The 16,085-nt window shown below is 53.1% G+C and carries 12 protein-coding genes; 1 reads left to right on the top strand and 11 read right to left on the bottom strand.

What is annotated here, in order from left to right:
- Positions 1 to 111 precede the first annotated feature (111 nt).
- Entirely contained in the window at positions 112 to 2,127 is a 2,016-nt protein-coding gene (locus tag MHI42_RS28240; protein ID WP_171720884.1) for a methyl-accepting chemotaxis protein, read from the top strand.
- A 584-nt stretch (positions 2,128 to 2,711) separates the two neighbouring features.
- Here MHI42_RS28240 and MHI42_RS28235 read toward each other — a convergent pair.
- From MHI42_RS28235 to MHI42_RS28185, 11 genes are all read right to left on the bottom strand, one after another.
- Positions 2,712 to 4,913, bottom strand: a complete 2,202-nt coding sequence (locus tag MHI42_RS28235; RefSeq protein ID WP_171720883.1) for a UvrD-helicase domain-containing protein — start codon at positions 4,911 to 4,913, stop codon at positions 2,712 to 2,714.
- A 116-nt stretch (positions 4,914 to 5,029) separates the two neighbouring features.
- Positions 5,030 to 6,331, bottom strand: a complete 1,302-nt coding sequence (locus MHI42_RS28230) for an NCS2 family permease (protein ID WP_342421324.1) — start codon at positions 6,329 to 6,331, stop codon at positions 5,030 to 5,032.
- A 61-nt stretch (positions 6,332 to 6,392) separates the two neighbouring features.
- Positions 6,393 to 6,521, bottom strand: coding sequence for a hypothetical protein (locus MHI42_RS28225; RefSeq protein WP_342421322.1), 129 nt, complete (start codon positions 6,519 to 6,521; stop codon positions 6,393 to 6,395).
- A gap of 4 nt (positions 6,522 to 6,525) precedes the next feature.
- Positions 6,526 to 7,284 (bottom strand): tRNA threonylcarbamoyladenosine dehydratase, encoded by a 759-nt coding sequence (locus tag MHI42_RS28220; protein ID WP_342421321.1) that lies wholly within the window; start codon positions 7,282 to 7,284, stop codon positions 6,526 to 6,528.
- 76 nt (positions 7,285 to 7,360) lie between these two features.
- Positions 7,361 to 9,139 (bottom strand): aspartate--tRNA ligase, encoded by a 1,779-nt coding sequence (gene aspS / locus MHI42_RS28215; RefSeq protein WP_042139534.1) that lies wholly within the window; start codon positions 9,137 to 9,139, stop codon positions 7,361 to 7,363.
- Positions 9,140 to 9,216: 77 nt separating this feature from the next.
- Positions 9,217 to 10,470 (bottom strand): histidine--tRNA ligase, encoded by a 1,254-nt coding sequence (gene hisS / locus MHI42_RS28210; protein WP_342421320.1) that lies wholly within the window; start codon positions 10,468 to 10,470, stop codon positions 9,217 to 9,219.
- 1,236 nt (positions 10,471 to 11,706) lie between these two features.
- Positions 11,707 to 12,153, bottom strand: coding sequence for a hypothetical protein (locus MHI42_RS28205; protein ID WP_342421319.1), 447 nt, complete (start codon positions 12,151 to 12,153; stop codon positions 11,707 to 11,709).
- A 33-nt stretch (positions 12,154 to 12,186) separates the two neighbouring features.
- Entirely contained in the window at positions 12,187 to 12,693 is a 507-nt protein-coding gene (locus MHI42_RS28200) for a type 1 glutamine amidotransferase domain-containing protein (protein ID WP_340985676.1), read from the bottom strand.
- A 162-nt stretch (positions 12,694 to 12,855) separates the two neighbouring features.
- The gene (locus tag MHI42_RS28195; protein ID WP_156118723.1) at positions 12,856 to 13,011 is read right to left on the bottom strand and encodes a hypothetical protein; all 156 of its coding nucleotides are present in this window, start codon (positions 13,009 to 13,011) and stop codon (positions 12,856 to 12,858) included.
- A 168-nt stretch (positions 13,012 to 13,179) separates the two neighbouring features.
- On the bottom strand, positions 13,180 to 13,623 hold the full coding sequence (gene dtd, locus MHI42_RS28190) for a D-aminoacyl-tRNA deacylase (RefSeq protein WP_340985675.1): 444 nt from the start codon (positions 13,621 to 13,623) through the stop codon (positions 13,180 to 13,182).
- A 37-nt stretch (positions 13,624 to 13,660) separates the two neighbouring features.
- A complete protein-coding gene (locus tag MHI42_RS28185) occupies positions 13,661 to 15,841 on the bottom strand; it encodes a bifunctional (p)ppGpp synthetase/guanosine-3',5'-bis(diphosphate) 3'-pyrophosphohydrolase (RefSeq protein ID WP_171720877.1) in 2,181 nt (726 codons plus the stop codon).
- Positions 15,842 to 16,085 lie beyond the last annotated feature (244 nt).

Below are 16,085 nucleotides of genomic sequence, written 5' to 3'. Positions count from 1 at the left end.
AACTAATTTTTTAGTCGATTAGTGTCGAAATATATATTAAATTATCTATTTACTTCGAGATATGGAAATTAATTTAACCCCATCCATTCAGAAATTCAGGAGGAACCTTCTATGACAACCCCACGGAATCCTTTAAAGCGTGTATTTCACATCACCAAGCTCAGAACGGAACTCATGCTGCTAATCATCATAGCCATTGTGCTCCCCTCCCTTGCCCTGGTTGTCATATCCACGGAAACCTCAGAGTCGGCCCTGCGCTCCAAGATGGAAGAGACCACAAACTCAAGCATTCATATTCTCGATAAAACCCTTTCGCAATTAATCCAGCTGGAGAGCGCAGGTGTGAATGAGCTTGCTTACCAGATTAGTGCCGCCGATCTCACCAGCGATACTGCAAAAGTACGCAGCCTGATCGACAAATTCAAGCTGGAGCATCCTGAAGTGGATATCGTAGCTCTGGGCAACGATGAAGGTAAATACATGTTCGCTCCGGATTCAGAGCAACAGAATTATGATCCCCGCATCCGGGACTGGTACATAGACGCTCTAAAGTCACCGGAGACCACATCGGTTATTGATCCGATTTTCTCCAAAGTGACGAACAGCTACATTCTGCCGGTTTCCAGGGCTTTTCCGGACGGCAAGGGTGCCGTTACCATCAGCATCAGCATGAACGAGCTTATGGAGCTGACCAAAAATGTCAGTCTGGGCGACAGCGGTTATGTATATATTCTAGACGGCAATAACAAGGTGATCTATCACCCCACCATGGAGGTGGCTTCTGAAGCAACAAGCCAGATGCTGGCTGAAATGGGCAAGGGTCCGGCAGGCAAAATCTCCTACAAGGACGATACAGCCAATACACAAATGGACGGCTTCTACATTACGAACGAGCTGACCGGATTCAAAATGGCCGGTGTGCTGCCGGAGAATGAATACACCAAGGCTGTATACCCGATTCTGTACAAGTCAGGTATCGTGCTTGTCGTCTCTCTGCTGCTTGCTTCGATCGTAACCTTCCTTATCATCCGCCGCATTACCGGCGCTGTGGAACGCTTGAACCGTTCGGCCAAACGGGTAAGCGAGGGTTATCTGGATGAGTCTGTGGAAACGAACCGCAAGGATGAGATCGGTCAGCTTGCCGGCAATTATAATGCGATGGTGTCTTCCCTGCGCAAAATGGTTCAGGAGGTCGCTGAAACGTCAGGCCACCTGGCGGCAGCCAGTGAACAGCTGACAGCCAGCACCGGCGAGAACAGCAAAGCGGTCGAGTATGTGACTGAGCTGGTCGAGGAATCCACCCGTGGTGTGGAAACCCAGGCTTATGCTTCCGCCGAAGTGGCTATAACGATGGATGAAATGTCAACCGGCATTCAAAAAATCGCCTCCGCCTCAGAGATGATAGTGGGCGCCGCAGTACAGACGGAACAGGATGTCTCCACCGGCAGCGCCAAGATGCAGCATGTCGGAGAACAGATGAAGACGATCCGCGAATCCGTACATCAGTCCGGCAGTCTGATCGCCGAGCTCAACGGCTTAAGCGCCAAGGTGGCGGAGACCAGCACGGCCATCTCTGCTATTGCCAAGCAGACCAATCTCTTATCGCTGAATGCCGGCATTGAAGCTGCACGGGCCGGAGAACATGGCAGAGGCTTCGCTGTAGTCGCCGGTGAAGTGCGCAAGCTGTCCGAAGCTACCAATGTCAGTGCAGGACAAATTCAGGAGACCATCTCCGAGATGGTAGACCTGATTGCCAGCGCCTATGATGTGATGCGGCATAAAGTGGTTGGAGATGTGGAGCAGGGAATGGCGCTTACACAGGAAGCCAGCGAGGCCTTCCATCAGATCGAGCAGTCCACCCGGCATGTAGGCGAGCAAATCCATGAAGTATCCGCGATTACCGAGCAAATGTCGGCCAGCAGCGCAGAAGTAGCAGCGTCTGTTCAGGAGATGGCCAAGATCGCCCAGGCCGCGCTGGAATCCTTCCAGAGTGTAACAGCGGCGACAGAAGAGCAGCTTGCTTCCATGGAGGAGATCACTTCATCCTCCGCTGCGCTGTCCGCCATGGCATCGGACATGCAGGGACAGGTGGAACGGTTTCACTTCGAGCCGAAGGGCAAGGCTTAAGTCTCCCGGGCAACTATCACCGGCTGCTTGGGCGGACGGTCCGCAAACGGACCAACATTACATTCTCCATTCGCCTACTTCTGGCGGTATCCGGCATAATGAGGAGCACTAATGCCCCTCATTTGCTCTTTTGGCCCGCTTCCAGTGAATTCAGGGGCACTAATGCCCCTCATTTGCTCTTTTGGCCCGCTTCCAGTGAATTCAGGGGCACTAATGCCCCTCATTTGCTCATTCGGCCCGCTTCCAGTGGATTCTGGGGCACTAATGCTCCTCATTTGCTCATTCAGCACGCAAAAGAAACCTCTCTTTGAAATGGTTAATACATTTCACCAAAGAGAGGTTTCTTTTTTGCGTTTTTTAAGATTGCATTTACGTTTCCCGCTTAAATAGCGGATCGGACCGGACGACCCGCGGATAAAGCGTTAGCGGTCGCCTTGTGTCCGGATTTTCACCGCTAAGGGAATTTTAAAAATCTGGATTGGGCAGCGATTGGAACAACGTTCCGTTTGCGGAGTGTTCTCACCAAGCGCAACCCTTTATCCCATTCCAAAACAGGGCTGCCCTTACCCAAGATAATGTAAACCTTAATTCCCTTCGGGTACCGGCCAGCCGGAGACCGTTTCGTCTCCAAGCAGCTGTACGTAATGCGGAAGACCGCCGTCATGCAATAGCCATAGCTCATGCAGGGCACGTGTACAGCCTACATACATCAGCTTGGCATCCCAGGCTGCCCCTCCGTAGTGCGCACTGTCCGCATCCGCCAGGATGACGGCATCGAACTCCAGTCCCTTGGACAAATATACGGGCAGTACGGACAAGCCGCCGCGGTATTCGGTGATGCTGCCGTCAATGAGATGAATATCCTCGAACTGTCCGGCAAGCTCAGCGTACAGCTCAGCGGCTTCCCGCAGGCTGCGGGTCAATACAGCCACTGTGCGGTATTCGCGCCCGGAGAGCGACGACAGGGCGCTCCTGACAGCGCTGAGCCGCTGGCTGCCGCCTGTAGCCGGTTCCGGCTGCGCATCCTCATAGGAAATCAGCCGCACGGGATTACCGCTGCGGAAGACCGGCACGGCCAGCAGCGCGCTGCCGACGCCGGCGGACAGAATACCGTTGGCGAATTCAATAATCTCCATCGTTGAACGGTAGCTGCGGGTAAGCGCATGATACGCTGTATACTCCCCGGCAAACAGCGACTGCATCTCATTCCACTCATGTACCCCTTTGTAGGCATGAATCCCCTGGGATAAGTCACCCAGAATGGTGAAGGAATGGCCCTTCACATACAGATCCAGCACGGCAATCTGGAACGGGGAGAAATCCTGCGCTTCGTCAATAACAATATGATCGAAGCGTTCGGTCCCCTCATTGCCGTTCAAAAGATAATGAATATAGAGCAGCGGCGGAAGATCCTCTTCCCGCAAAATGCCTTTCTTCAGCTCTTTCACCGTTTCCTTCAGTACTGCCTGCGGAATTTCTTCCGGCGCCTCAGCCGGCCAGTCCTCCGGAGTCTTCGCCGCACGGAATATCTGCTTGTAGATGGCCAGCGGCTCATATTTCGGCCACTTGGCGCTGTACGCCTTCTCGCGGGCCGCGCCTTTTTTCTTACGGTCCTTCAGCGCAGCGGCCGAAGGGCTCTTCTTCAGCTCCATCTCGATCCAGCGGTGAATCCGCGCCATCACGCGTTCCTTGCGTTTGGCCGGCGGATACGGAGCGTATTCTTCATTATGCCAGCGCAGAATCATCGAGCGGCGCAGCACAGCCCCGTCCCACGGGCTGAAATCCCCTTCAGGCACGGCGCTGGTCTCCAGCAGCTTAATGCTGGATTCAATGACACTCATCAGCACCGTGGAGCCTTTGAAGCGTCCCGGGGTCTCTTCTGTAATGACAGGCATCGCTCCTGCTGTTTCGAACCAGCGGTTCATCGTTTCCGAAGCGTCCTGCTCCGGCAAAGTTACGCCCAGCACACCCGCCGCCCAGTCCGGGAAGGTGCTCTGGGCAATATTGCCGACGCCGAGCTCCGGCAGCACATCTGAAATATAATCCAGGAACATCCGGTTCGGAGCGAAAATAATCATTTTCTCCGCCGAGACCTGATCCTTGTATTGATACAATAAAAAAGCCAGCCGGTGCAGCGCGACGGTGGTTTTACCGCTTCCCGCCACCCCTTGAATAATCAGCGCCGTATTCTTCGCTGCCCGGATAATCTTGTCCTGCTCCTCCTGGATCGTCGAGACGATATCACGCAGACGGTTGTCCTTGTTCTCACCGAGCCGGTACACCAGGAATTCATCCGACACCGCCGGCGCATCACTGTCGCGGTTATACGTATCCGCAACCCGCTCCAGAATCTGCTTGCGGATGACCACGTTGCGTTTGAGGTAGACGAGCCCTTCAATCAGCCCTTCCGGTGCTTCATAGGAGGCCGCTTCTGTCCCTCCTGTAAACGAATAGAACAGGCTTGCCACCGGTGCCCGCCAGTCAATGACCAGCGGACGGTCGCTTACCTGCTCACGGTCTACGCCGATTTTACCAATATAAAGTGCCTTGCGTTCTTCCTCGTCATTGCCCTGAAAATCAAGCCGTCCGAAATAAGGCTCCTGCCTAAGCTTGGCAAGATCTTTGCGCTTCTGTTCCCTGGAGTCCTCCAGCACTTGCTCCGTATACTCGTGTCCCGTGTACACCGGAGTGCTGCGCAACCGCTCAAGGGTAGAGTCAATCTCAATAAGCGCATGGTTCAGCCTGTCTTCTTCCTCTTGATAGGCACTTTGAAAGTTGTCTTCCAATTTCAGTTACCTCCTAAAAGTGATGTGAGCAGTACATCATATCACAAGAGGACAGGGAAAGCCATATATTTCAAACTGCCGTATAGAACGGCTCACCTGCCCTACATGAGGCGCATTTAGCCCATCAGCGCATGGAGCACAAAGTTCGCTACGAACAGCCCGGCAATCCCGTACAGCGCCGGCGGGACGTCCTTGCTTTTGCCTGTAGCCAGCTTCACAACCGGGTAAGTGATGAACCCAAACGCCATCCCGTCCACGATACTGTAGGTGAATGGAATCATCACCATAATCAGAAACGCAGGGAACAGCTCCGTCATGTCGCTGAGATCCATCTCGCGCACACTCTGGACCATCAGTCCGCCGATCACGATCAGAATCGGCGCAATGGCGCTGTCCGGCACATAAGCCAGCAGCGGAATGAACAGGAACGTCGCCCCGAACAAGAGACCGGTGACGAGCGAGGTTAAGCCGGAGCGTCCGCCGGCAGCGATGCCGGCTGTAGATTCGGCAGCGGCTACTACGGGACTGCTGCCGAACAGACCTGCTGCGATGTTGGCGACGGACAGCGCCCGCAGACTGCTTTTGAAGCGTTCTGGACGGCCTATCATCAGCGTCTGCGAGGAGATCAGGCCGATGTTCTCGAAGACAACGATCAGCAGCAGCAGGAATACGGCAATCCAGAAGACCAGGCTGATGAATCCGCTCCATTCCATACTGGCGAACACATCGCCATATCCGCTGAACACATGTCCGGATTCGATATTCTCAGGCGCATGAGCCGCTCCCAGCAGGTAGGCCAGGCCTGTCCCCGCCAGCATACTGATCAGCAGGCCGCCGCGCGTGCCGCGGATGAACAGGACCAGGGCGAGCAGCAGCGTCACCACCGAGGTAATGACCGCAGGATCGCTGAAATGCCCGATGGCGACAAAGGTCGTGGCGTGGGCAATCACAATCCCGCTTTTTTGCAGGCCGATAAACGTCAGAAACAGACCGATTCCGACAGTTATCGCATGCTGCAGATTATGGGGTATGGCATCACTCAGTATGCGGTAGAGCGAAGTGAACGCTACAATGGCGAACAGCACACCCGTCACCACAACAACGGCAAGCGCCTCACGCCAATCCAGCTTCATAGAATGTACCAATGTATAGGTGAAAAAGGCATTGATCCCCATGCCTGGGACGACGATAATCGGCGTTTTGCCGCCAAAAGCCATCAGCAGACAGCCTGTAATCGCTGTCAGCAGGGTGGCCACCATTCCCGCCCGCAGCGGCATGCCTGCATCATGCAGAATCGCTGCATTGACCATAACAATATATACCGAAGCGAAATACGATAGGATGCCTGCCACCCACTCCCGTTTCCAGTTGTCGCCCGGTGCAAGTCCCACGCTATCCCGCCAAAAATTCGATTTCATCTAAAAACCTCCACTAGAGAACGTGAACCTAAGAATGTTAAGTTCATCTTATATTATGATGTTAAGTTCCGCTGGCTATTACCCGGTTTGTCTGATCTGTAATCAGCCATCTCACCGGTATATGCTGCTCCAGGCAGCAATAAAAGGGCATGCAGCGGAGAATCAGCTGCACGCCCTTGAATCCTGTCAAACCCTCATTCAAACGTGATGCCGCCGGTTTCCAGCAGATCCCGTACTGTAACGCTAACCATGATCAGACCGACTACCGGAGGCACGAATGAATTACTGGCCGGAGGCTGCTTCGCTTTACGCCGGTCCGGTGCATTGGCAGGAACAATCTGCTCGGTGACATCCTCACGCGGCTTCACAGGCTTTTCGGTCGAGAATACAACCTTGACGCCTTTCTTGATCCCTTCCTTGCGCAGCTTTGTGCGGATCACCCGCGCAATCGGGTCCATACTCGTCTTGGAAATATCGGCCACCTGGAAACGGGTCGGGTCCATCTTATTCGCCGCTCCCATGCTGGAGATCATCGGGATCTTCCGGGTCAGACATTCCTTGATCAGATGAATTTTGTAGATAATCGTATCCGAAGCGTCAATTACATAATCCGGCTTGTATTTAAACAGCTCCTCATAGGTCTCTTCGGTGTAGAACATGTTTAATGCAATCGCTTCGCAATCCGGGTTGATCAGCTTGACGCGGTCTACCATCAGATCGGTTTTGTTCTGGCCGATGGTCGTCGTCAGCGCATGGATCTGGCGGTTGATATTGGTAATATCGACGGAATCCTTATCAATCAGGATGATGCGTCCGATACCGGTACGGGCGAGGGCCTCTACAGCCATCGCGCCCACTCCGCCAATCCCCAGCACAGCCACTGTGCTGTTCTTCATGATCTCGAGACCTTCCGGTCCGATCGCCAGTTCCGTACGCGAGAACTGATTCAGCATGATGTCAGCCTCCTTATGCAGGCCTGCGGGGCATAGCCGCTTAAGTCTGCGCTATGCCCCGTCAGCCATTTATGTTTTATTTCTTTTCTTTTTCCGGTTTTGGCGCCAATTTGATATGCAGCTGCTCGAGCTGTATAGCATCTACCGGGGACGGAGCGTCCATCAGCAGGTCGGTTGCACTTGCGGTTTTAGGGAAGGCAATGGTTTCACGCAGGTTCGTACGTCCGGCCAGCAGCATGATCAGACGGTCGAAGCCGAAGGCAATCCCGCCGTGCGGAGGTGTGCCGTATTCGAAGGCATCCATCAGGTAGCCGAATTTCTCATACGCGAGTTCCTGTGTGAAGCCGAGAGCTTCGAACATTTTCTCCTGAACCTCACGTTTGTAGATACGCTGGGAGCCGCCGCCCACCTCGTAGCCGTTAAGCACGATGTCATAAGCCTGCGCGCGGATCGCACCCGGATCTGTATCGAAGAGATGCAGGTCTTCATCCATCGGGCGTGTGAACGGATGATGCTCCGCCATGTAGCGCTTCTGGTCTTCGTCATAGCTGAGCAGCGGGAATTCTGTAACCCAGGCGAATTTGAACACACTGTCATCGATCAGGCCAAGCTGACGGCCGATCTTCAGGCGGAGTGCGCCGAGTACATCCGCAACGACCTTCTTAGTGTCAGCGGAGAAGAGCAGAAGGTCGCCTTCTTCAGCACCCGTGCGTTCCTTCACGGCGGCAATTTCCTCTTCGGAGAAGAACTTCACAATCGGGCCTTTGAACTCGCCGTCTTTGACTTGAATCCAGGCCAGGCCTTTGGCGCCGTAGCGTGCAGCATACGGTCCGAGATCATCAATTTCCTTACGGGTCCAGGTGCCGCAGCCCTTGGCGTTAAGGCATTTCACTTCTCCGCCTTTTTCGATCACGGAGGCGAACACCTTCACACCGCTGGAAGCAACGATATCGTTCATCTCTACCAGCTCAAGGCCAAACCGCAGGTCAGGCTTGTCCGAGCCGTATTTGCCGATAGCTTCGGCATAGGTCAGCCGCTGGAACGGAGTGGCAACCTCGACACCAATCGTTTCCTTCAGCAGGCGCTGCATCAGGGTCTCCATCATGGACAGCAGTTCATCCTGCGGCATGAAGGACGTCTCGATGTCGAACTGGGTGAATTCCGGCTGGCGGTCTGCACGCAGATCCTCATCGCGGAAACAGCGTGCCATCTGGTAATAACGCTCGATGCCGCCGACCATCAGCAGCTGCTTGTAGATCTGCGGAGACTGCGGAAGCGCGAAGAATTCCCCTTCATGCACACGGCTTGGCACGAGATAATCACGTGCGCCTTCCGGTGAGCTTTTGGTCAGAATCGGAGTTTCCACATCGATGAAGCCTTCGCTGTCCAGGAAGTCACGGAAGATCTTGGCCGCTTTCGAACGGAGCAGCAGCGTCTTGTGCATTTCCGGACGGCGCAGATCCAGGTAACGGTATTTCATCCGCAGCGATTCATCTACTTCCACACCGTCTTCGATGAAGAACGGAGGTGTCTTGGCAGCATTCAGTACTTCAATATCTGTAATCTGCACTTCAATCTCACCGGTCGGCAGGTTGCGGTTGATGGTTTCATCATCCCGTTTAACCACTTTACCCGTTACGGCAAGCACGTATTCACTGCGCACCTTATCGGCAATCTGCAGCGCTTCTCCGGAATAGTCGGGGTTGAATACGATCTGTACAATGCCTGTGCGGTCGCGCAGGTCAATAAACAGTACGCCCCCAAGGTCACGGCGGGTCTGTACCCAACCGTTCAGTGTTACTGTCTCGCCGATGCTGGCCGTTGTCAATTGTCCACAGTTATGGCTTCTGGTCATCTTTTATCCTACCCCTTCATTGTTAAAATCACATATACTGACTGCCGCTTGCTTGCGGATACATCCATGCTTAAATTCTATTTCAGTGACTGCGCCAGCTCTTCCAGCTTAACGGTCCGCTGCTCGCCGGTTTCCATCGACTTCAGGGCGATAACGCCGCTGCTGAGCTCATCTTCGCCAAGAATCGCCGTATACCGGGCCGACATACGGTCCGCCGACTTCATCTGCGCCTTCATCTTCCGCCCCAGGTAATCGCGTTCTGCGGAGAAGCCCAGGCTGCGCAGATGGAACAGCTGCTTCGTGATCTCCAGATCTGCGGCTTCACCGAGTGCGACAAAGTACACATCCAGCGGCTTCACTGCTTCCAGCTCTACCCCCTGATTCTCCAGAATCAGCAGAATACGCTCAAGGCCGATCCCGAAACCGATACCCGGCTGATCCGGTCCGCCGATTTCTTCCACCAGGCCGTTATACCGGCCGCCGCCGCCCACCGTGTCGATGGAGCCGATGCCTGCCGCTTTATACTCAAACGCTGTATGCGTGTAATAATCCAGGCCGCGTACCAGACGGGGATTGATGCTGTACTCCACGCCCATCACGTCCAAATGCCCTTTTACCTTGGCAAAATGCTCTGTGCACTCCTCGTCCAGACTGTCCAGAATAGACGGGGCCCCGCCGAATTTATCCTGATCGACCTTGCAGTCCAGCACGCGCAGCGGGTTGCGTTCCATCCGGCGCTGGCAGTCGCTGCACAGGCTCTCTCTCATCGGTCTCAGGAAATCCAGCAGCTTCTCCCGGTACGCCGCGCGGCTAGGCGCGTTACCCACGGAATTCAGCTCCACTCTGACATCCTTCAGCCCCAGATCAAGATAGAACTGGTATCCGAGCGAAATCACTTCCGCATCGATTGCCGGGTCCACTGCACCGAAGGCTTCAATGCCGAATTGGTGGAACTGGCGGTATCTGCCTGCCTGCGGACGTTCGTAGCGGAACATCGGGCCGATATAATACAGCTTGCTGACATCCGGCTCACCATAGAGCTTGTTCTGCACGTACGCACGTACGACGCCTGCAGTCCCTTCGGGACGCAGCGCCAGATCGCGGTCGCCTTTGTCCTTGAAGGTATACATTTCCCCTTCTACAATATCCGTTGTCTCGCCTACACCACGCTCAAACAGCCCGGTGTGCTCGAACAGCGGTGTGCGGATCTCCCGGTAGTTGAAGCGGCGGCAGAGATCTCTTGCTTTGCCCTCAACGTACTGCCATTTCTCCACTGCACCCGGAAGCACATCCTGCGTACCGGTTGGTTTCTCGAATCTTTCTTTAGCCACAGCCTATCCCTCCTGAAAATAACCCCTCTTACTCCTCATGGAACCCATTGTCTCTGCTTCTAAAAACAACAAAAAATCCCCCGCCCTGTTTAATTACAAACAGGGACGAGGGATTATCATAACCAATAATTCACCCGTGGTACCACCCACATTCCGGACTTAAGCAGCTGCGCTGCTCCAAATCCGCTCTAAGCGGTTAACGCCCGCCTACGCGCAATCGGCTACTGACTCTAAGGCAACCTGCTGCTGCCTGCTTTCGCCGTGCGTTCTCGGGGAGGTCATTCATCCGTTCATCAACAGAATCCTTACAGCCGTGCGGATCAGGTGTTGCCGTCCTTCTCTTGGACAGCCGCCGGATCAGCGGGATTCCTCTCTGGGGTTGTGGGTTACGGATTACTTGGTCCCGTCATCAAAACAATATAACATACCGTATATTGTTAGATTCTACTGAACCACTGCGCTAAAGTCAAGGAATGAATTGAATTGAGTTAAGTATCGCAGGAGGACTGAGATTCCGTTATTTGAACAAATCCGGCAAAATCGCGGGGCAAGCGGACTCAGATTCCATTATGTGTCCAGAGATGCCTCATTTCGAGCTCGAATGAACAAGATAACGGAATCTCAGTCCGTTTCATCCTCTAAAGTAAGCTTTTATGGAAAATAAGGGCCTCTCAGTCCGCTTTACGGCCCGCTAGACGATCCACTACACGGTCTGCTTCACGCTGCCAGTTACTGACGCCCTTCTGCTCCAAGCATCCCCGCTACAGTTGCAATAAGTCAAAAATCCCCTCTAAAATCCCCCCACAAAGCGGGGCTTTGGCGTAGATAGATGACTCAGGTACTTTGCGGGGACCCCGAAACATATAGATTCTGATATTGTAAACAAGAGCGCTGAAGCATGTAAATTCTTAGATTTCCAAAAAAATGACCTGCAGCCGATTGCTGCAGGTCCATCATCATATATTATAAAAAAGGGGGTCATGCTTCTATTATAAACACGCTATATTAAGGAATCATGAATGTAATATTACAGTTGCATTACAGAAAAGAAAGCGTTTTATTGAGTGGTCCATGCCTGTGTCTAAACCCTACACAACAGGTTACACTACAACCCTATTCCCTGTCTAGAGAATTCATGCAGTTTCCGCTGCCCTGCGGGTAAATAAACAGCTCCAGCCTCTCCCTAAGGGAGGACTGGAGCTGAATTGGTTATCCGGACTAAGCAAGGTCTCCTGCTTAATCAAAAATCTCCACATAAGCCTGTTTGCCGCGCAGAACCTCAACAACCTCATTGTAATGATTCTCAGCCACTTTGAGATCCATGACGTAATGCAGGTTCTCCAGATCGCTGTTTTTCAAATCAGAGCCGCTGTGAACCTCTCCCGCCTTACGTTCATCATCTGTCCGGCCCAGATCATCATCAACAGTAACTCCAGGCACAATGGCTGCTCCGGTAAGCGGCCCTGTCGCGCCCCCTGCTGCGTAGACCCCTCCGGCAGCTGTAGCCGAAGTATTATAGGGAGCCAGCGGAATCAGAATATTGCGGCGGTTGTTTCCGCCCGTATCCAGAGGATCTGTCAGCGCCGACACTTCAATACCTTCCACACCGTATGGAATCAGTGCAGTCTTGGCACCTTCCGCTGCATCTTCCGTGCTGAAATAGGCTTGGATTCTTTTAGTCATTGTCAATCCCTCCCAGTGGTTTGTTTAAATGTATTACAACACCTTAAGCAGCTCACGCACAAATGCGGGCTCATCCTTGGGTGTGCGTGAAGTAATATAATTGCCGTCCACGACGACCTCTTCATCCTTGAATTCCGCACCGGCATTGATAAGATCATCCTTCAGCGGCGGATAGGAGGTAAGCGTGCGGCCTTGTACCAGATTGGCACTGATCAGAATCTGCGGCCCGTGACAGATAGCAGCTATTGGCTTGCCGGCACTGTCCGCATCTTTTACAAATTGCAGGATATCCTGGTCAAGACGAAGATTCTCCGGCGAAGATCCGCCCGGGATGACTACAGCATCATAATCACCGGCTTTTACCTCGCTGACCGCTTTGTCGGCGGCATAAGACACGCTGCCTTTTTTACCGAGCAGGGTCTCATTTTTCTTCAGACCAATAATCTCTGCCTGATGTCCTGCCTGCAGTACTTCTTCATAAGGCACCTTCATTTCGGAATCTTCAAAACCATTAGCGAGCAGAAATGCTACTTTACTCATTGAGATTAATTTCTCCTCTCTACGCTATTCTGTTCTCGTCATTCTATTACCCGCATTCCCCGGCTTTCTAACGAGCCCTCACAGGTTTCGCGAATTCCCGCCGGCTAAACACCATTTGTACGCTCCAAAAAACAGAGAAATAAGCCGCCTTCCCCGCACTCATTACGTTCGCGGCAGAAGATTGCGGCTTGTTCCCTTAAGCACCTGCAGATCCCTCTGCTCCCCGGCTCCCCTTGCCGTTGCGGAAGCTTCTGTCATCGACCCCGCCGTATGGCCTTGTATACTGTTCCATATCCATGCTTTCTGTGATTGTCTCATGCTACTGACTCCCCGCAACTTGTGAATATAATTCGTTCATCACTAGTTTATCCAGCAGGGCAGACCGCTATCCTATATCAAAAAAGACCCCACAACGTGGAGTCCTCACATCAAGCTGTAAAATTAGACCGGCATATTAAGCCCGCTCTGCTGCGCCTCATTCAAGGCTTAGCCCCGGCTGTCCAGCAGCAGGGTAACCGGTCCCCAGTTCGTCAGGGAGACGTCCATCATCGCTCCAAAAATACCGGTCTCCACCTGAAGCCCGCCTCTGCGCAGCTCCTGGTTGAAGTAGTCGTAGAGCCGCTCGGCCTCCGCCGGAGCCGCCGCAGCCATGAAATTGGGCCGCCGGCCTTTGCGGCAGTCCCCGTACAGGGTGAACTGGGACACGGACAGGACGCTGCCTCCGGCATCCGTTACGCTGAAGTTCATTTTACCGGCGTCATCCTCAAAAATCCGCAGTCCGGCTACCTTATCAGCCAAATACTTGGCATCCTTCTCCGTATCCTCATGGGTTACGCCGACCAGCAGCATCAGGCCCTCCCCAATCGCTCCGGTCACTGTTCCGTCCACCGTAACACTCGCATCCCTGCAGCGCTGTACAACCACTCTCATACCATCCTTCAGCTCCTTGCCTTGTTGCCTTCAAGCCTTATTGCATAATGCGGTTAACCGTATAGACATCCTTCACGCGCTTCACCTTATCCACTACAGACTGCAGATGATCGGTGTTGCGGATCAGAATCGTCATATGAATCATCGCCATCTTGTTCTTGTCAGAGCGTCCCGTAACCGCCGAGATATTGGTCTTGCTCTCCGATACCGCCTGCAGCACTTCATTCAGCAGTCCGTTGCGGTCATGGCCCGTAATCTCAATATCGACGCTATAGTTGGCTTCCATGCTGCCTTCCCACTCCACTTCGATGACGCGGGCTGATTCCTCCCCGTCCCCTTCACCCGGAATGTTCGGACAATCCTCACGGTGCACGGATACGCCGCGTCCGCGGGTTACATAACCGATAATATCGTCGCCCGGCACGGGATTACAACATCGTGCGAAGCGTACAAGCAGATTATCAATCCCTTTGACACGCACACCGTTGGTCGGCTGATTGCGCTTCTCCCCGCTGGATTTGATCTCCTTCATCTCAGAAGTCAGCTCCAGATGACCGGCAGCATCTTCCTGGTCCTTACGCAGCTTCTCGGTCAGCTTGGAGGCAATCTGCGCGGCTGTAATCCCGCCAAAGCCTACTGCAGAGAGCATATCCTCTACATCATTAAAGGCGAATTTCTTCGCCGCTTCTGACAATTTGTCTTCTGTAAGCCAGTCAGAGATCTCCACGTTCAGGCGCTTCAGCTCGCGTTCAATCGCTTCACGGCCCTTTTCAACGTTCTCTTCCCGCTTCTCTTTCTTGAACCATTGCTTAATCTTGCTGCGTGCATGTGAAGACTGGGCAATCTTCAGCCAGTCACGGCTCGGCCCGTACGAGTTCTTCGAGGTCAGAATCTCCACGATATCCCCGGTCTTCAGCTTATGGTCGAGCGGTACGATGCGCCCGTTGACCTTGGAGCCGATCGTCCGGTTGCCGACCTCTGTATGGATGCGGAAAGCGAAGTCAAGCGGCACAGAGCCTGCAGGCAGCTCTACAACCTCACCCTTAGGCGTGAACACGAAGACGAGGTCGGAGAAAAAGTCCATTTTGAGCGACTCCACGAATTCCTCCGCATCCTTGGCTTCATGCTGCAGCTCCAGAATCTCGCGGAAGAATGGCATCCGGTTCTCCGGATTCACATTGTTGCTGCTGCCTTCCTTATACGCCCAATGCGCGGCTATCCCGAATTCGGCAGTGCGGTGCATCTCCCATGTACGGATCTGCACTTCAGTAGGCTCCCCGCCGGGACCCACTACCGTTGTATGCAAAGACTGATACATATTCGCTTTGGGCATGGCGATATAATCCTTGAACCGGCCAGGCATCGGCTTCCAAAGAGTATGGATAATTCCTAACGTAGCATAACAATCCTTAATATTGTCGACGATAATGCGGATGGCCAACAGGTCATAGATTTCGTTGAACTGCTTGTTCTTGGTGCTCATCTTGTTATAGACACTGTAAATATGCTTCGGGCGTCCCGAAAGATCGCCTTCGATGCCCATTTCATCCAGCTTGGCGCGGATCCGCCCGATAACGCTGTCGATAAACTGCTCACGTTCTGCCCGTTTCTTGTGTACAAGATTGGCAATCCGGTAATACTGCTGCGGATTCAGATAACGGAGGGCAATATCCTCCATCTCCCATTTAATCGCAGAGATCCCCAAGCGGTCTGCAATGGGACAAAAAATCTCCAGAGTCTCATAGGAAATACGGCGCTGGCTCTCTTCCGACTGGTACTTGAGCGTGCGCATATTATGCAGACGGTCCGCCAGCTTGATCACAATGACCCGGATATCCTGAGCCATAGCGATGAACATTTTGCGGTAATTCTCGTTCTGCTGCTCTTCCTTGGAGCGGAACCGGATGCGTTCCAGCTTGGTCAGACCATCGACCAGCATTGCGCAGGTATCGCCAAATTTCGCGCGAATCTGGTCCAGTGACACCGTCGTATCTTCTACAACATCATGTAACAGCGCTGCAATAATAGATATAACATCCATTTGCATATTGACGACAATATCTGCGACCGCCAGCGGATGCAGAATGTATGGCTCCCCCGATTTCCGAACCTGCCCGTGATGAGCCTGATCGGCAAACTCATAAGCTTCCCGGATGCGGAGAAGATCTTTTTCTTTTATATAGGCGCCGGCCTTTTCGGTTAATTGCTCTATGCCCATTCTCGTCGTATCCGTTTCCCTTCTATAATAAAATGAACCCGCAAGCCGTGCAGAATTTGCAGGTTCCATATGTTCCAAACTGCACTACGCACAGATTAAAGTTGTCTATAATTATGACGCTTACGGAGGATTACGTCAACACTTGCCATAGCGTGGTATTCCTGTAAGGGAAAGGGACAAGAAAAGACAATTTTGTGGCGCGCGCAAAAATGTTGTTGTAAAAAGGCGCCGATCTATTTAATCT

Origin of the sequence: Paenibacillus sp. FSL E2-0178, assembly GCF_038593005.1 — a bacterium.
Classification (GTDB): domain Bacteria; phylum Bacillota; class Bacilli; order Paenibacillales; family Paenibacillaceae; genus Paenibacillus_AQ; species Paenibacillus_AQ phytohabitans.
This window is presented reverse-complemented; position numbering and strand designations above follow the sequence as displayed.